The sequence below is a fragment of the Nonomuraea ceibae genome (genome assembly GCF_019396325.1).
Taxonomy (GTDB): domain Bacteria; phylum Actinomycetota; class Actinomycetes; order Streptosporangiales; family Streptosporangiaceae; genus Nonomuraea; species Nonomuraea ceibae.
In genome coordinates this window covers 14,203-31,062 of the sequence record NZ_JAHKRO010000008.1, presented here as the reverse complement: position 1 = coordinate 31,062, position 16,860 = coordinate 14,203, and the positions used below count along the sequence as shown (strand labels likewise).

Here is a 16,860-nt window from a genome sequence, read left to right as displayed (position 1 = left end):
TCACTTTTCAAATGGCGCGCCGGCCCGCCACGGCGGATGCTGGGGTGCATGAGCGGCGATGAACCCAGCGACCTGATCCGCAGCGTGTCACGCGCACTGCGCGTGCTGGAGGAGGTCGCCCAGTCCGACCGGCCGCTGACGGTCAAGGTGATCGCCCGCCGGTGCGGGCTCAACCTCTCCACCTCCTACCATCTGGTCCGCACGCTCTGCTACGAGGGCTACCTGCTCCGGCTGCCCAGCGGCGACTACCTGCCCGGCCCGCAGGTGGCCGAGCGCTTCCACGACATGCTCGGCGCGCTGGGCCGCCCGCCCAACGCCCGTGCCGTGCTCGGCCACCTGGCCGCCAGCACCGGCCACACCGCCTACCTGGCGCGGCTGACCGAAGGACGGCTGGTGGTCGCCGAGGTGGCCGAGGGCCTCTACTCGCCGTGGCTGGAGGACCTCCAGGCCGGGCTGGAGGCCGCGCCGCACGCGACCGCGCTCGGCAAGGCGCTGCTGGTCGCGCTCCCGCCCGCCGAGCGGCGCGCGATCCTGGAGGAGTCGGGGCTGCGCCGCTTCACCTCCCGCACGCCCGCCACCGCCGACGACGTGGAGAAGGAGTTGTACGGGCTGCGTCCCGGGCAGGTGGTGGAGGAACACGGCCAGTACCGGGAAGAGGTGGCGTGCGCGGCCATCACCGTGCCCGTGCCGACCGGCGGCGACGGTGACTGCCGCTGGACCCTCGGGATCTCCACGCTCGGCCTGGAGATCCCGCCGTGGGCGCCGTCCGTGCTGCGGGAGGCCGCCAGGGACCTGGGAGGCAAGGATCCGTGAAGGTGATCGTCGTGGGGGCGGCGGGCATGATCGGGCGAGGCGTGCTCCGGGCGTGCCTGGCCGACGACCGCGTCGGGGCAGTCCTCGCCGTCGGCCGCGTCCCCACCGGGGAGCGGCATCCCAAGCTGCGCGAGCTCGTCCGCCCCGACCTGTCCGACCTCGCGCCCGTACGGGACGCGCTGGCGGGCCACGACGCCTGCTTCTGCTGCCCGGAGGGCTCCCCGGCGGACGTCGCCCTGGCCGCCGGGGCGGCGCTGGCGGAGGTCGCCCCGGGGTCGGCGTTCCTGTACGTGTCGGGCGCGGAGGACGGGGACCCGACCGAGGAGGCGCTGCTGGCGCTGCCGCTGCGGGCCTACATCTTCCGGCCCGGGTATGTGCCCGGGTACGTGCCACGCGGGGTGCCCGGGTATGGACAGCCCATGCACGGCACTGTCGCGCGCACCCGCCTGCACCGGCCGGCCTACGTGGCCGCGGCGCCGTTCCGCCTGCTGCTGCGCATCCTGCGCCCGGCGGCGGCGGTCACCACGGCCGAGCGGCTCGGGCGGGCTATGATCGCCGTTGCCGAACGGGGGGCTCCGCGGCGGATCCTCACGGCGGCCGACATCGACGCCTGGTGAACCGCTGGAATAAACAGGCAGCCTCGATTGCTGAGCTGGCTGTTGAAACTTCAACAGTATGGGCTGGTGACCAATATGCAGTTCGGGATCTTCAGTGTCGGCGACGTGACCACCGACCCGACGACGGGCCGCACCCCGACCGAGGCGGAGCGGATCCAGGCGATGGTGACGATCGCGCTCAAGGCCGAGGAGGTCGGGCTCGACGTGTTCGCCACCGGCGAGCACCACAACCCGCCGTTCGTGCCGTCCTCCCCCACGACCATGCTCGGCTACATCGCCGCCAGGACCGAGCGGCTGCAGTTGTCCACCGCCACCACGCTGATCACGACCAACGACCCGGTCAAGATCGCCGAGGACTACGCGATGCTGCAGCACCTGTCCGGAGGCCGGGTCGACCTCATGATGGGCCGCGGAAACACCGGGCCCGTCTACCCGTGGTTCGGCCAGGACATCCGCCAGGGCATCCCGCTCGCCATCGAGAACTACGCGCTGCTCCACCGGCTGTGGCGCGAGGACGTCGTGGACTGGGAGGGCCGCTTCCGCACCCCGCTGCAGGGCTTCACGTCCACGCCCCGGCCGCTCGACGGCGTGCCGCCGTTCGTGTGGCACGGCTCGATCCGCAGCCCGGAGATCGCCGAGCAGGCCGCCTACTACGGTGACGGGTTCTTCGCCAACAACATCTTCTGGCCGAAGGAGCACTTCGTCCGGCTCATCACCCTCTACCGGCAGCGCTACGCCCACTACGGGCACGGCACCCCGGAACAGGCCATCGTCGGGCTCGGCGGCCAGGTGTTCATGCGCAAGAACTCGCAGGACGCCGTGCGCGAGTTCCGGCCGTACTTCGACAACGCCCCCGTGTACGGTCACGGGCCGTCGCTGGAGGAGTTCACCGCCGAGACGCCGCTGACCGTGGGCAGCCCGCAGCAGGTCATCGACCGGACCCTGGAGTTCCGCGAGCACTTCGGCGACTACCAGCGGCAGCTGTTCCTCATGGACCACGCGGGGCTGCCGCTCAAGACGGTCCTGGAGCAGCTCGACCTGCTCGGCGAGGAGGTCGTGCCGGTGCTGCGCGCCGAGTTCGCCAAGGGCCGCCCGGCCGAGGTGCCGGACGCGCCCACCCACGCCTCCCTGCTGGCGGCCCGCACCGGACAGCCCTCCCAGCCCGCCCCCCGTTCGTAAAGGAGAACCCCGATGAAGCTCGTCGTCGTCACGGCGGGACTGACCCAGCCGTCCTCCACCCGCCTGCTGGCCGACCGCCTCGCCGAGGCGGCCGGGCGGCGGCTCGGCGGCGCCACGCCGCGCGTCGTCGAGCTGCGGGAGCTGGCGGTGGACATCGCCAACAACTTCGTCACCGGCTTCGCCGGGGCCCGGCTGCGCTCGGCGCTGGACGCCGTGGCCGAGGCCGACGGGGTCATCGCGGTCACGCCGGTGTTCAGCGCCTCCTACAGCGGGCTGTTCAAGTCGTTCTTCGACCTGCTGGACCAGGACGCGCTGGCGGGCACCCCAGTGCTCATCGCCGCCACCGGCGGCACCGCGCGGCACTCGCTGGCGCTGGAGCACGCGCTCCGGCCGCTGTTCGCCTACCTGCGCGCCGTGGTCGTGCCCACGGCGGTGTACGCGGCGTCGGAGGACTGGGGCGGCACCGGCGACGCCTACACCGGCGGCCTGCCGGACCGCATCACCCGCGCGTCGGGCGAGCTGGCCGACCTGATGCTCCGCCTGGCCCCCGCGCGGGAGCCGAAGGCCGGGCAGGCCGAGGACGTGAGCGGGCCGCCGGAGATCGAGGAGGTCGTCCCGTTCGAGCAGCAGCTCGCGGCGGTCCGCCAGGGATAAGCCCGTAGATCGCCCGACATTTCCGGATAACGGGTCCGGATAACGGGTCCGGACGCGTGGGGCGGGGCTTCAGGGGCGGATCTGCCGCAGGATCGACTCGTCGGTGATCGCGCTGTCGCGGGCGAGCAGGAACGCCTTGCTGAGGATCTCCGCCAGCCGGCCGTCCTCCTCGAACGGCAGGAACTGCCTGCCCGTGGCCCGGCGGGCGACCACGCACAGGTAGACGTCGCCCGGCTCCATGAAGACGGCGCCGCTGCTCAGATGGATGCGGTAGGTACGCAGGTCGCCGCGGACGATCAGCTGCCGGTCGGCCAGCTCGCAGCGGCCGGCGATCGCGGTGCGCGGCAGGATGCGGGCGAGCGCGTCGCGGCGCACCTCCGCCGACGGGGGCAGCTCGGCGTCCGGCAGCGTGCGCCAGTAGGCGCGGTGCCGCTCGCCGCCTCGGCCCGACCAGCCCGGGTCGGCGCCGATCGAGGTGATCGCGACGAACAGGTCCACGTCACGCATGGCCTCGCTGAACACCAGCGGCGGCACCTCGGCCAGGGGCGCCTCCGCCCACCGGCGGCCCGCGCGCCGTTCGAAGCGGACCGCGCCGGTCGAGGCCACCAGCTCGCCGCCCTCGCGCCCGGCCGACACGTAGCGGAAGCGCGCCCGCCAGGCGCCCTCGGCCAGCTCCTTGCGGGCGTCGGCCTCGTCGTGGTGGTGCAGCCACTCGGCCTGCCAGCCGCGCTCCTTGACCAGGGCGTAGAGGCGGTCGTGGACGACGAGGTGGGCGGCGAACCGCTCGGAGCGGGGCGAGGTCTCCAGTTCGGCCGGGGTGAGGAGGTAGACCTCGCGGAACGCCTGCTTGAACGGCTGGCGCAGCTGCCGCGCCGTCACCGTCTCGCGCCATTCGCGGACCTCGTCCAGGGAGGCGCGGGCCGGATGCCACAGCCGGACGCGGTCCCCCACCGGCTCGGACTCGCCGGGCAGGAAGGACTCGCCGGGCAGGAAGGGCTCGCCGTCGCCGTTCTGCCAGATCAGGGCGCGGGTGACGGCTCCGGTGATCGGGTGGTCGCGGTAGTGGCGGGCCCATTCCTCGTACGGCCACGAACGGTCGACGGTGAACAGGGACTCCAGGCGGGCCCGCTCGGCCGACAGGGTGCGGCGGACCTCCTTGGCCACGGCCTTGATCTCGGCCGCGAGCTCCAGGCCGCCGCCGAGGTCACCGGGCAGGCTCCGGCGGACCGTGCCGTCGTCGGAGCGGGCGGAGACGCGTACGGTCCGGGCGTCCTCGACCGCGAGCGTGACCGTCCACGGGGCGCACCGCCACGAGCGGGTGCCGTCGGCGGTCAGCCCGTGCGCGGGGACGGCGCGCTCGACGAGCTGGGCGGCGGTGATGCCGTCGCGGGCCGCCGCCGTGGTGAGGGCCGCGTCGATCTGCTTGCGCAGCGCCCGGCTCCTGACCGTCCGCTGGAGGCGGCGCAGCGCCTCGACCGCGCCGTCGCACTCGGCCATCGCGTGGACGGCCGCGCCGGCCAGCTTGAGGTCCATCACCACCTCGCGCCCGCCGCCCGCCGCGGCCTCCGCCAGCCGGGCCAGCGCCGCCACGGCCCCGTCGACGCCGGTGAGCGCCGCCGCCCAGGCGAAACCCCGGGCCATGTCGCTGTTGACCTCGACCCGCAGCAGCCGGACGTGTCCGGCGGGCAGCGGGCCGTCGAACGCGCGCACCGCCGCCGCCACCAGCTCCGCCGCGCCGTCGGCCGCCAGCAGGTCCACGGCGCGGGCACGCCACGCCTTCGTCGGCCGCGGGCTGCCCGCCTCCGCCAGATGCTCCACCAGCTCCACCAGGTGCGGAGCCGGCGAACCGCCCAGGTGGGCGCGGACCAGGGCGCCCCAGCCGTCGAGGCCCAGCGGCAGGGGCGGCGCCTCCGGGTTGACCGGAGCCAGTGCCCGCTGCACCAGCCGGCTCTCCTGCCCGCCCAGGTAGAAGCGTCCCGTCTCGTCGATCAGCCGCTCGGCCACCGCCCACAGCCTCGCCCGCCGCTTCGGGGGGAACGCGGCGGCGCGCTCGCCCAGCAGCGGGATCCACTCCAGGTCGTGCCAGCCGTTGCCGCCCCTGCCGATCGCCTCGCACAGCTCCGTCAGCTCCTCGACGCTCCACCCGTCGGACCGGGTGAACGCCAGCGTGAACTCCTCGCTGTGGTCGTCGGCCGTCAGCCGGGCGAGGGCGAGCGCCGCCCGGCGGCACGTCTCGTGGTCCGCCTCGCGCAGCTCCGCCGCCACCGCGCGGCGCACCGGCCTCACCCGGTCGCGCAGCTTCTCCCGTACGTCGTGCGCGGTCAGCGGGACCGCGGCCATCTCCCGGTCATGGGCGGCCAGCTCGTCGAGCGAGGGAATCATGCGGCCGATCCTGCCGTACCGCACCGACAATCCGCCCCTCCAGGCGAACCTCCCCACCGGGCCCGGCCCCGTACGGAAAGGGCCGCCCTGGTGACCGCCTGCGGGCCCTCCCGGTGAGGTGGCGGCCCCTGGAAGGCGCAGACGGGCTCCCGCCCAGCGCCGGTCACCGCACGGGGGTTGGCCCCCGCCTGGGTCGGCCACGGCCCGGGGATGCCAACCGCCCGGGAATACCACCCCCGCCCGCGGATCGCCCGATTGGGGCGGTTCCCTGGGCGGCGGGCGGGCGGGCCAAACGGCCGGGCCGGGTGGGTCAGCGGAGAAAGGCGGCGGGGACGCCGGCGTCGACCGGGATGTGGAGGCCCGTGGTGACGCTGAGGTCGCCGGAGGTGAGGGCGAGGACGGCGGCGGCGACGTGCTCCGGCAGGACTTCCTGCTTGAGCAGCGTGCGCTGGGCGTAGAACTCGCCGAGCTTCTCCTCCTCGACCCCGTAGACGGCGGCCCGGTTGGCGCCCCAGCCGGAGGCGAAGATGCCGGAGCCGCGGACGACGCCGTCGGGGTTGACGCCGTTGACGCGGATGCCGTGGCCGCCCAGTTCGGCGGCGAGGAGCCGTACCTGGTGGGCCTGGTCGGCCTTGGCGGCGCCGTAGGCGACGTTGTTGGGCCCGGCGAAGACGGAGTTCTTGGAGGAGATGTAGACGATGTCGCCGCCCGTGCCCTGGTCGATGAGGACGCGGGCGCTCTCGCGGGAGACGAGGAACGAGCCGCGCGCCATCACGTCGTGCTGCAGGTCCCAGTCGTCGAGGGTGGTCTCCAGGAGGGAGCGCGACAGGGACAGGCCGGCGTTGTTGACGACGAGATCGATGCCGCCGAAGGCGAGGACGGCCTGCCGTACGGCGTCGGTGACCTGGTCCTCGGAGGTGACGTCGACGGCGACGGCGATGGCGGCGTCGGCGGGCCGGTGGGCGCGGGCGCCGAGTTCGGCGGCGACCTTCTCGGCGGCGGCGTGGTCGCGGTCGGCGACGACGACGCAGGCGCCTTCGGCGGCGAGGCGGCGGGCGGTGGCGGCGCCGATGCCGGAGCCGCCGCCGGTGACGAACGCGACGCGCCCGGCGAGCGGCTTGGGCGCGGGCAGGCGGCGGAGTTTGGCCTCTTCGAGCTCCCAGTACTCGATGCGGAACTTCTCGGCCTCGTCGATGGGCCGGTACGACGACAGGGCCTCGGCGCCACGCATCACGTTGACGGCGTTGACGTAGAACTCGCCGGCGACGCGGGCGGTCTGCTTGTCCTTGCCGAAGCTGAACATGCCGACGCCGGGGACGAGCACGATGGCCGGGTCGGCCCCGCGCATGGGCGGCGAGCCGGGTGTGGCGTGGCGGGCGTAGTAGGCGGCGTACTCCTCGCGGTAGGCGGCGTGCAGTTCGCGCAGCCTGGCCAGGGCGTCGGGCAGGGGCGCGTCGGGCGGCAGGTCGAGGACGAGCGGCGCGACCTTGGTGCGCAGGAAGTGGTCGGGGCAGGAGGTGCCGAGGGCGGCCAGGCGGGGGTGTTCGGCGCGGGACAGGAAGTCGAGCACCTCGGGGCTGTCGGTGTAGTGGCCGACCTGCCGGGTGTCGGTGCCGGCCAGGCCGCGGATCACGGGGAACAGCTCGGCGGCGCGGCGGCGGCGGGCGTCCTCGGGCAGCGGCTGGTGGACGACGGGGCCGAACGGGTCGGGGCGGCCGTGCTCGGCGATGTAGCGCTCGGCGGTGCGGATGATGTCGAGGGCGTTGGCCTGGCATTCGTCGCTGGTGGCGCCCCAGGCGGTGATGCCGTGGCCGCCGAGGACGCAGCCGATGGCGGCGGGGTTCGCCTCCTTGACGGCGGCGATGTCGAGGCCGAGCTGGAAGCCGGGCCGCCGCCAGGGCACCCACACCACGCGGTCGCCGAAGATCCGCTCGGTCAGCGCGGGCCCGTCGGCGGCGGTGGCGATGGCGATGCCGGAGTCGGGGTGCAGGTGGTCGACGTGGGCGGCGTCGACGAGGGCGTGCATGGCGGTGTCGATGGACGGGGCGGCGCCGCCCTTGCCGTGCAGGCAGTAGTCGAACGCGGCGACCATCTCGTCCTCGCGTTCGACGCCCGGGTAGACGGCGGTGAGGGCGCGGACGCGGTCGAGGCGGAGCACGGCCAGGCCGGCGGCGGTCAGCGTGCCGAGGTCGCCGCCGGAGCCCTTGACCCACATGAGCTCGACGTCGCCGCCGGTGACGGGGTCGGTGCCGGTGCCCTTGGCGGAGGCGTTGCCGCCGGCGTAGTTGGTGTTGCGCGGGTCGGAGCCGAGCGTGTGCGCCCGGGCGAGCAGTTCGTCGACGACGGTCATCAGGCTCCCCATCCTGCCTGGTTGCCGCCCACCCGATCGGCGGCGATTTTCGCGAAATATCCGGACTTGGCGTAGGCGGCCATCGGGTCGGGCGCCAGCCCCATCTCCTCACGCAGCTCGGCCAGCAGCGGCCGCACGTCGGTGTTGTACGCGTCCATGAGCACCGCGTTCGCGCCGAGCACGTCACCGGCGCGCTGCGCGGCGGCGAGCGCGTCGCGGTCGACGAGCAGCGCCTTGGCGGTGGCCTCCTGGACGTTCATGACGGACCGGATCTGCCCGGGGATCTTCGGCTCGATGTTGTGGCACTGGTCGAGCATGAACGCGGTCCGCTCGGTGTAACCGCCGCCGCCGATCACCTCGAACATGATGCGGAACAGCTGGAACGGGTCGGCCGCCCCCACCATGAGGTCGTCGTCGGCGTAGAAGCGCGAGTTGAAGTCGAACCCGCCGAGCTTCCCCTCGCGCAGCAGGAACGCCACGATGAACTCGATGTTCGTGCCCGGCGCGTGGTGCCCGGTGTCGACGACGACCTGGGCCTTGGGCCCGAGCCGCACGCAGTGGGCGTAGGCGGTGCCCCAGTCGGGCACGTCGGTCACGTAGAAGGCGGGCTCGAACAGCTTGTACTCCAGCAGGAAGCGCTGCCCGTCGCCGAGCCGCTCGTACACGCTCGACAGGGCCTCGGCCAGCCGGTCCTGCCGGGCGCGGATGTCGTCCTGGCCGGGGTAGTTGGTGCCGTCGGAGAACCACAGTTTCAGCGTGTCGGACCCGGTCTCGTCCATGATGTCCACGCACTCCAGCAGGTGCGCCAGCGCCTTGGCGCGCACCGCCGGGTCGGGGTGGGTGACGCTGCCCAGCTTGTAGTCGTCGTCCTGGAACACGTTGGAGTTGATCGCGCCGATCCCGACGCCCAGCTCGGCGGCGTGCCGGGCCAGGTCGGCGTAGGAGTCCACCCTGTCCCAGGGGATGTGCAGGGCGACGGTGGGCGCCACGCCGGTGAACCGGTGCACCTGCGCGGCGTCGGCGATCTTCTCGTACGGGTCGCGAGGGACTCCCGGTTGCGCGAAGACCTTGAACCGGGTCCCGGAGTTGCCGTAGGCCCACGAGGGGGTCTCTATCCGCTGCTTCCGCAGCGCTTCCTTGATCATCCACTTCCCCGAATCAGTCCAGATGGAAGACTTCGCCGAGCCTGACCATGCTCTCGTCGGGCCGACCTTCCTCGAAGAACGGCGCCATGTCGCGCTGCCAGCGGGCGTTCACCTCGGTGGCGGCCATCGCGTGCCGGGCGGCGGCGAAGTCGTCGGTCTCCAGGTAGCCGACGAGCAGCCCGTCGTCGCGCAGGAAGAGCGAGTAGTTGCGCCATCCGGCCTCCCGCAGCGCGTCGAGCATGCCGGGCCACACCTGCCGGTGCCGTTCCCGGTACTCGTCGAGGCGGTCGGGCCGTACGTTCAGCAGGAAGCACACCCGCTCCACGCGCGATCTCCTTCGTTAGGAACGTTTTAACCAGCCGCCTCCGGAATCTAGGTGCTGTTCCTTCCGCCGTCAATGCCTCCAGGAGCACTCTGGCGCAGATGTGATTGTTACGTTTTAATCAGGCTGTGCGATTCACGGCTGTTGATCTGGGTGCGTCCAGCGGACGGGTGATGCGGGCCGACGTGTCGGCCGGGCGGATGACGCTGACGGAGGTGCACCGCTTCCCCAACCGGCCCGTACGGGTGTCCGGGACCCTGCACTGGGACATCCTCGGCCTCTACCGGGGCGTGCTCGACGGGCTGCGGGCGGCGGGACCGGCCGAGTCCGTCGGCATCGACTCCTGGGCCGTCGACTACGGGCTGCTCGACGGCGCCGGGCGCCTGATCGGCAACCCGGTGCACTACCGCGACGCGCGCACCGCCGGCGTCACCGCGCGGGTGGACCCGTACGAGGTGACGGGGTTGCAGTTCCTGCCGTTCAACACGGTCAACCAGCTGCTGCGCGAGCGCCTCGACGGGGCCGCGACGATGCTGATGATCCCGGACCTGCTCGGCTACTGGCTGACCGGAACGATCGGGGCCGAGCGGACGAACGCCTCCACGACCGGCCTGTACGACGTGAGGCGGCGCGACTGGGCGTGGGACCTGATCGACACGCTGGGCCTGCCGCGCCGGATCTTCCCGCCGATCGCCGCGGACGGCGGCGGCGCCGCGCTGCTGGACGACGTGGCCGAGGAGGTCGGCTACCAGACCCGGGTGGTCAGGGTCGCCTCGCACGACACCGCCTCCGCCGTGGTGGCCGTGCCCGCCGAGACCTCCCGGTTCGCCTACATCTCGTGCGGCACCTGGTCGCTGGTCGGCGTGGAGCTGCCCGCGCCGGTGCTCACCGAGGAGAGCCGGCTGGCGAACTTCACCAACGAGGCGGGCGTCGACGGCACCACCCGCTACCTGCGCAACGTCATGGGCCTGTGGATCCTCCAGGAGTGCCTGCGCGTGTGGGGGAACCCGCCGCTGGAGCCGCTGCTGGCCGAGGCGGAGCGCGTCCGCGCCGAGGCGGTCGTCGACCCGGACGACCCGGCGTTCCTGCCACCCGGCGACATGCCCGCGCGCATCGCCGATCACTGCGCGAGGACCGGGCAGCGCGCTCCGGAGGGGCGGGCGCAGGTCGTACGATGCATCCTGCGGAGCCTCGCCCTCGCCTACCGGCGGGCGATCGACGACGCGGTGCGGCTCAGCGGCCGGCCCGTCGAGGTCGTCCACCTGGTCGGCGGCGGCTCGCTCAACGAGCTGCTGTGCCGGCTGACGGCCCGGGCGACCGGGCTGCCGGTCGTCGCCGGGCCCGTCGAGGCGGCCGCGCTCGGCAACGCGCTGATGCAGGCCCGGGCACGCGGCCTGGTCGGCGACCTGGCCGAGATGCGGGACCTGATCCGGCGCAGCGCGGGCGTGCGCACCTACGAGCCACACGGGGGCGAAGATGACCACGGTGAGCATTAAGGACGTGGCGGCCCTGGCCGGGGTGTCCCCCGGCACGGTGTCCAACGTGCTCAACCGGCCCGAGAAGGTGGCCGGCTCGACGCGCGACCGGGTGGAGACCGCGATCAGGCAGCTCGGCTTCGTCCGCCACGGCTCGGCCTCCACGCTGCGCGCCGGCCACAGCCGCACGGTCGGCCTGTCGGTGATCGACATCGGCAACCCGTTCTTCACCGACGTGGCCGCCGGGGTGGAGGACCTGGCCAGCGAGCGCGGCTACGCGGTCATCCTGGGCAACTCCTCCGGCAGCCCGGCCAAGGAGGAGCGCAACCTGCTGGTCTTCGCCGAGCAGCGGGTGCGCGGGGTGCTCATCACGCCGTCGGGCGCCGACCCGCGCCGGCTCGCCATGCTGCGCGAGCGCGGCATCGCCGTCGTGCTGGTCGACCACCCGGCCGAGCGGCCCGACCAGTGCGCGGTCGCGGTCAACGACGTCGCCGGCGGCTCCCTGGCGGTGACGCACCTGCTGGCGGGCGGGGCCGACCGGATCGCGTACGTGTCGGGACCCGCCTCGATCCGGCAGTGCCAGGACCGGCTGCGGGGGGCCGGGCGGGCGCTGGCGGCGGCCGGGCGCGACCCGGCGGAGCTGCGGGAGCTGGCCATGCCGGCGATGACGGCGGCGGCGGGCCAGCAGGCCGCCCTGACGCTGCTCGCCGAGGACGCGCTGCCCGACGCGCTGTTCTGCGCCAACGACCTGCTGGCGCTCGGCGTGCTGCGCGGGCTGCTCCAGGCGGGGGTGCGGGTGCCCGCCGACGTGTCGCTGATCGGCTATGACGACATCGACTTCGCCTCGGCGTCCGCGGTGTCGCTGAGCTCGATCCGGCAGCCGACCTACCAGCTCGGCCGGGCGGCGACCGAGCTGCTGCTGGACGAGTGCGACAACCCGGCCACACACGCCCACCAGCAGGTCATGTTCCAGCCGGACCTCGTCGTGCGGGAGTCCACGCGGTAGCTTGGGACATAAGCGGAGCAACGGGGTGAATGATGTCAAATGGTGTTCGTCATGGGCTGGGGTTCCTCGCGGGTCTGCTCCTGCCGCCGCTCGCAGCCCTGGCCCTGATGTACGGGGTGTCACACCTCTCGCTCACGCTGGCGCAACGCTTCGAGCTGTCGTTCCCGGGGCTCGGGCTCGTCGTGCTCGCCGGGGCCGGGCTGGCGTTCCTCGCCGGGTCACGGATCTCCCCCGTCGCCTCGCTCATGGGCGGGCTGCTGTACGTGCTGCTGGGCGTGGTGCCGTTCCTGACGATGTACGGCATCGAGTTCCGGCCCGAGCAGCTGCTGCCCGGCCTCCTGCGCAACGGCTACACCGGCCTGGCGCTCCAGGGCATCCTGCTCATGCTCGGCGTGATGCTGCTGGTGGCCTCGGCGTTCCCGTCGCGCTGGCGGGGCCGGGCCAGGGCCGACGCCGCGCCCGCCTACCCGGGCTACCCGCCTCCCGCCTACCCGGGTCCCGCCGACCAGGCCCCTTACCAGGACCCCTTCCAGGCGCGGCCGTATCCGCCGGAGCCGTCCTACGGCGCCGAGTCCCGTCCCGAGGACACCACCCGGCCGATGCACCGCGAATGAGCCCGGCGCCGCCTGGCAGAATGCCGCCATGCGCGACTCCACGATCGACGACTTCCTGACGACCCTGGCCGGCCGGGTCCCCGCGCCGGGCGGCGGCGCGACCGCCGCGCTCCACGCGGCGCAGGCCGCCGCGCTCCTCGGCATGGTCGCCCGCTACACCACCGGCGAGAAGTACGCCGAGCACGCCAGGGCCGTCGAGGCCGTGATCGCGGAGACCGACACGCTGCGCGCCGGCTCGCTGGACCTGGCCGAGGCCGACGCGGCGGCGTTCACCGCCGTCACCGACGCCTACCGGCTGCCCAAGGGCGAGGCGCGCACCGCCGCGATCGCCGCCGCGCTGGTGGGAGCCGCCGAGCCGCCCGCCCGGGTGGCCGAGACCGCCGCGCGCCTGGTGGAGCTCTGCGAGCTGCTGCTGCCGATCGGCAACCGCAACCTGGTCACCGACGTGGCCGCCGCCGCCGAGGCCGCCCGCGCCGCGCTCACCACGGCCCGCGTCAACGTCGAGGTCAATGTCGCCGGCCTCACCGACCCGGCCGCCCGCGAGCGGCTGCGCGACCGGCTGACCGTCGTGGCCGGGGCCGTGGCCCGCGCCGACGCCGTGACGGCCGCCGTACTGAAGGAGATCACGCGATGACCGCGCGCAAGCTGACGGGCAAGGAGCTGGCGGCGGCCATCAGGGCGCAGACGGCGGCCGAGGTGGCCGCCGGGCCGCAGCCGAGGCTCGCCGTGGTCGTCGCCACCGGCGACGAGGCGAGCCTGTGGTACGTGCGGTCCATCGCCAAGGCCGCCGAGGGCGTGGGCATCGCCGCCGACGTCGTCGACCTGGGACCCGAGGCGCGGCCGGAGCAGATCCGCGAGACGCTGGCCCGGCTCAGCGCCGACGCGGGCGTGCACGGCGTGATGCTGCAGACGCCGCTGCCCGAGGGCGCCGTCGCGCAGGAGCTGGCCGGCGCGATCGACCCGCGCAAGGACGTCGACGGGGCCAACCCGCTGTCGCTGGGCCGGCTGGCCGCCGGGCTGCCCGCGTTCGTGCCGGCGACGGCGGCGGCCGTGATGGCGCTGCTCGACCACTACGGGGTCGAGCTCGCGGGCCGGCGGGCCGTGGTGGTGGGGCGCTCGACGGTCGTCGGCAAGCCGCTGGCGCACCTGCTGCTCGACCGGAACGCCACGGTCACCGTCTGCCACTCGCGCACCCGCGACCTGGCGTCCGTGACCGCGACCGGCGAGGTCCTGGTGGCCGCCGTGGGGCGGGCGGGGCTGATCGGCACCGGCCACGTCGCCCCCGGCGCGGTGGTGATCGACGTCGGCACCAACCCCACCGACGACGGCGGCCTGACCGGCGACGTCGACTTCGACGCGGTCGCGGAGCGGGCCTCGGCCCTCACCCCGGTCCCCGGCGGCGTCGGCCCCGTCACCACCGCCCTGCTGCTACGCCACACCGCCCGCGCGGCGAACCTGCCGTGAACCACCAGCCGTACCTCCCCGAAAGGCTCTTCCATGCGTGACGTCCTGATCATCCAGAACAGCCGGAGCGGCGGCCCGGGCCGGTTCGGCGGCTGGCTGGAGGAGGCGGGGCTGCGCCTGGACGTGGTCCACGCGCACGAGGGCGCCCCCGTGCCCGACCGGCTCACCCACGACGCCATGATCATGCTGGGCGGCGGCTACCTGCCGAGCGAGGACGACCGGGCCCCGTGGCTGGCCCCGGCCAGGCGGCTGGTGGGCGAGGCGATCGAGCGCGGCGTCCCGCTGTTCGGCATCTGCCTGGGCGGCCAGATGCTCGCCGAGGTGGCCGGCGGCGAGGTCACCGGCGACGCGGGCGCGCCCGAGAACGGCAGCGTCCCGGTCACGATCAGGTCCGAGGCCGCCGCCGACGCCCTCTTCCAGGACCTGCCGCCGGTGGTGCCCGCCATCGAGCACCACAAGGACGCGATCACCGCGCTGCCGCCCGGCGCGGTGTGGCTGGCCGAGACCGAACGCTGCCCCTACCAGGCGTTCCGCGTGGGCGAGCAGGCGTGGGGCGTGCAGTTCCACCCCGAGGTGCTGCCGGAGCGCATCCGCCAGTGGGAGGTGGACGGCTTCGACCCCGACGAGGTCTACGCCCGCGCGGTCGCCGACGAGCCGGTCTCCACGCCGATCTGGCGCGAGGTGGCCGCCCGCTTCGCCAAGCTCGTCTGACGAGTGGCGGGCGAGGCGCTCAGCCCGTGTAGGCGTCCCAGCCGAGCTTGACGGCGACGGCCAGGCCGCAGGCGGCGGCCAGGTAGCGCAGGCTGTGACCGGGCAGGCGGCGGGCGATCTTGGGGCCGAGCCAGCCGCCGGCCAGGAAGCCGGCCGCCAGCGGCGCCGCCGCCCCCCAGTCGACCGGCCCGAACAGCGCGAACCCGGTCGCCGCCACCGCGTTGGCCAGCCCGGACAGCACGTTCTTCAGCGCGTTGAGCTTGGCCGGGGTGCCCGCCAGCATCGACGACAGCACCGCGAACATGAGGATGCCGCCCGCCGCCCCGAAGTAGCCGACGTAGATCGCCACGGCGAACAGCGCGCACCGGGTGAGCAGCCCGTGCTCGCTGTGCCGCTCCCCCTTCGGGGGCCGGATCAGCAGCAGCGACGCCAGGCCGATGAGCCACGGGGCGATCTGCTCGAACGTCCGCGACGGCGTCACCAGCAGCAAGTACGCGCCCGTGGCCCCGCCGAGCGCAGTCAGCCAGCCGAGCCGGAGCACCCGGGGCCCCTGGCCGGCCAGCTCGGGCCGTGAGCCGAGGGCCGCGCCGAGGCCGGTGAACAGCAACGCGACGGTGTTGGTGACGTTCGCGGTGAGCGGCGGCAGGCCGAACGCCAGCAGCGCCGGGTAGGAGACGATCGAGGCGAGGCTCACCACGGTGCTGACCACTCCGGCCGCCAGCCCGACTCCGAGCAGCCCGAGAACCTCGCCGACGATCACCCAGACATGCTAGGGCTTGTCCGTTTTGTCCAGCCCACCGGGCCGGCGTCCGCGTGCCATCATCCCGAGCCCCGCCAGCCCCGCCGCGCCGAGGAGCAGCCCGCCCGCCGCCCACCCGCGCTGGCGAGCCACCCGGCGCTCCACCTCGGCGTACGGGGTCGTGGAGAACGACACCAGCTCGTAGCGGGAGGCGTACCGTCCCGGCAGCGCCCGCTCCAGCGCGTGCTCCAGCCGCTTGCCCGCCAGGAACATCCGGGAGCCGACCTTGTCCCGCATCTCGACGAAGTTCGCCAGCGCCAGCCGGGCGATCACGTCCGTGTCGGCCCGGCGGCGCTCGAACAGCGCCAGCGCCCCGGCGAAGTCGTCGCCCGTCTCGTCCAGGCACCGGTCCAGCTCGACGCAGTCCTCGAAACCGCAGTTGGCGCCCTGGCCGTAGAACGGCACGATGGCGTGCGCGGCGTCGCCCACCAGGCCGACCACGGCGGCGTCGGTGGTCACGTGCCACGGGTCGCAGCGCATGGTGACGAGGTGGCCGACCGGGTTCGCCGCGAAGTCCGCGGCCAGGTCCGGCATCAGCGCGGAGGCGTCGGGGTAGTGCTCGGCGAAGTGCTCCCGCACCCGCGCCGGGTCGCCGAGCTCGGCGAACGCGCGGTGCGGCCAGAAGAGCGTGCAGGTGAAGGAGCCGTCGGGGTTCGGCAGCGCGATCATCATCGACGCGCCGCGCGGCCAGATGTGCAGCGCGCCCCGCTCCAGCGCGAACGCGCCGCCCCTGGCCGGGATCGTGAGCTCCTTGTAGCCGTAGTCGAGGTAGCTCTGGCTGAAGCTCACGCCGGGCACCGCCTGCAGCCGGGCCCGCACCGCGCTGAACGCGCCGTCGGCGCCGATCACCACCCGCGCCCGTGCCTCGCCCGGCCCGGTCTCCGTCTCGAACGTCAGCCGCCCCGTCCGCTCGTCCAGCCCGGTGAGCCGATGGCCGAAGCGGACCTCGACGCCGGGCAGCGCCGTGGCGGCGTCCAGCAGCTTCATGTTCAGCTCGGCGCGGCCGATGGAGTTGATCGCCTGCCGGTGGTCGGCGCTGTAGGGCTGGAAGGTCAGGCCGCCGTCGAGCGCGTGCATCATCCGGCCCGGCATCGGGATCGCGTCCTTGAGCACCTCCCGGTCGAGCCCGACCCGGCGCAGCGCGTCGATGCCCCGCTCGGAGATCGCCAGGTTGATCGACCTGCCCCGGTCCGCGCCGCGCTCGCGCGGGTCCTGGCGGCGCTCGTACAGCGTCACCCGGTGCGAGCGGCGGGCCAGGAAGCAGGCGAGCAGGCTGCCGACGAGGCCGGCGCCGACGATCGTGACCTCCATCCTTCCTTCGTACGGCGG

At 74.0% G+C, this 16,860-nt stretch carries 16 protein-coding genes; 10 read left to right on the top strand and 6 right to left on the bottom strand.

Going from position 1 to position 16,860, the window contains the following annotated elements:
- Positions 1-48 precede the first annotated feature (48 nt).
- The 4 genes from KME80_RS07890 (at position 49) to KME80_RS07875 (ending at position 3,263) form a co-directional block, all read left to right on the top strand.
- Complete coding sequence (locus tag KME80_RS07890) at positions 49-813, top strand: IclR family transcriptional regulator (RefSeq protein ID WP_219502026.1); 765 nt, start codon at positions 49-51, stop codon at positions 811-813.
- Positions 810-1,430, top strand: coding sequence for a Rossmann-fold NAD(P)-binding domain-containing protein (locus tag KME80_RS07885; RefSeq protein WP_219502024.1), 621 nt, complete (start codon positions 810-812; stop codon positions 1,428-1,430). Before KME80_RS07890 ends, KME80_RS07885 begins: the two co-directional genes overlap by 4 nt.
- Before the next feature lie 75 nt (positions 1,431-1,505).
- On the top strand, positions 1,506-2,609 hold the full coding sequence (locus KME80_RS07880) for an LLM class flavin-dependent oxidoreductase (protein ID WP_219502268.1): 1,104 nt from the start codon (positions 1,506-1,508) through the stop codon (positions 2,607-2,609).
- A 12-nt stretch (positions 2,610-2,621) separates the two neighbouring features.
- Complete coding sequence (locus KME80_RS07875) at positions 2,622-3,263, top strand: FMN reductase (RefSeq protein ID WP_219502022.1); 642 nt, start codon at positions 2,622-2,624, stop codon at positions 3,261-3,263.
- A gap of 69 nt (positions 3,264-3,332) precedes the next feature.
- Here KME80_RS07875 and KME80_RS51725 read toward each other — a convergent pair whose 3' ends face one another.
- The 4 genes from KME80_RS51725 to KME80_RS07855 form a co-directional block, all read right to left on the bottom strand.
- Positions 3,333-5,645 carry a DUF4132 domain-containing protein gene (locus KME80_RS51725; RefSeq protein WP_219502020.1) on the bottom strand — a complete coding sequence of 771 codons (2,313 nt, stop codon included), beginning with the start codon at positions 5,643-5,645 and terminating at the stop codon, positions 3,333-3,335.
- A 310-nt stretch (positions 5,646-5,955) separates the two neighbouring features.
- A complete protein-coding gene (locus KME80_RS07865; RefSeq protein WP_246644311.1) occupies positions 5,956-7,995 on the bottom strand; it encodes a bifunctional aldolase/short-chain dehydrogenase in 2,040 nt (679 codons plus the stop codon).
- The gene (gene rhaI, locus KME80_RS07860; RefSeq protein ID WP_219502016.1) at positions 7,995-9,140 is read right to left on the bottom strand and encodes an L-rhamnose isomerase; all 1,146 of its coding nucleotides are present in this window, start codon (positions 9,138-9,140) and stop codon (positions 7,995-7,997) included. Before rhaI ends, KME80_RS07865 begins: the two co-directional genes overlap by 1 nt.
- Before the next feature lie 13 nt (positions 9,141-9,153).
- Positions 9,154-9,465, bottom strand: a complete 312-nt coding sequence (locus KME80_RS07855; protein ID WP_219502014.1) for an L-rhamnose mutarotase — start codon at positions 9,463-9,465, stop codon at positions 9,154-9,156.
- A gap of 170 nt (positions 9,466-9,635) precedes the next feature.
- Between KME80_RS07855 and KME80_RS07850 the strand changes: the two genes are divergently transcribed.
- The 6 genes from KME80_RS07850 to KME80_RS07825 all read left to right on the top strand — a co-directional run bounded on the left by KME80_RS07850 (position 9,636) and on the right by KME80_RS07825 (position 14,732).
- A complete protein-coding gene (locus KME80_RS07850; protein WP_219502267.1) occupies positions 9,636-10,958 on the top strand; it encodes a rhamnulokinase in 1,323 nt (440 codons plus the stop codon).
- Entirely contained in the window at positions 10,939-11,943 is a 1,005-nt protein-coding gene (locus KME80_RS07845) for a LacI family DNA-binding transcriptional regulator (RefSeq protein WP_219502012.1), read from the top strand. Before KME80_RS07850 ends, KME80_RS07845 begins: the two co-directional genes overlap by 20 nt.
- Positions 11,944-12,059: 116 nt before the next feature.
- Positions 12,060-12,557, top strand: a complete 498-nt coding sequence (locus KME80_RS07840; RefSeq protein WP_219502010.1) for a hypothetical protein — start codon at positions 12,060-12,062, stop codon at positions 12,555-12,557.
- A 28-nt stretch (positions 12,558-12,585) separates the two neighbouring features.
- Positions 12,586-13,191: a cyclodeaminase/cyclohydrolase family protein gene (locus KME80_RS07835; RefSeq protein ID WP_219502008.1), complete on the top strand. Its 606-nt coding sequence runs from the start codon at positions 12,586-12,588 to the stop codon at positions 13,189-13,191.
- Positions 13,188-14,021, top strand: a complete 834-nt coding sequence (locus KME80_RS07830) for a bifunctional 5,10-methylenetetrahydrofolate dehydrogenase/5,10-methenyltetrahydrofolate cyclohydrolase (protein ID WP_219502007.1) — start codon at positions 13,188-13,190, stop codon at positions 14,019-14,021. The genes KME80_RS07835 and KME80_RS07830 overlap by 4 nt, the downstream gene beginning before the upstream one ends.
- Before the next feature lie 33 nt (positions 14,022-14,054).
- On the top strand, positions 14,055-14,732 hold the full coding sequence (locus KME80_RS07825; protein WP_219502005.1) for a type 1 glutamine amidotransferase: 678 nt from the start codon (positions 14,055-14,057) through the stop codon (positions 14,730-14,732).
- A gap of 19 nt (positions 14,733-14,751) precedes the next feature.
- Here KME80_RS07825 and KME80_RS07820 read toward each other — a convergent pair whose 3' ends face one another.
- Positions 14,752-15,492: a sulfite exporter TauE/SafE family protein gene (locus KME80_RS07820; protein WP_308125652.1), complete on the bottom strand. Its 741-nt coding sequence runs from the start codon at positions 15,490-15,492 to the stop codon at positions 14,752-14,754.
- Positions 15,493-15,501: 9 nt separating this feature from the next.
- Positions 15,502-16,842 (bottom strand): FAD-dependent oxidoreductase, encoded by a 1,341-nt coding sequence (locus KME80_RS07815; protein WP_219502003.1) that lies wholly within the window; start codon positions 16,840-16,842, stop codon positions 15,502-15,504.
- Positions 16,843-16,860 lie beyond the last annotated feature (18 nt).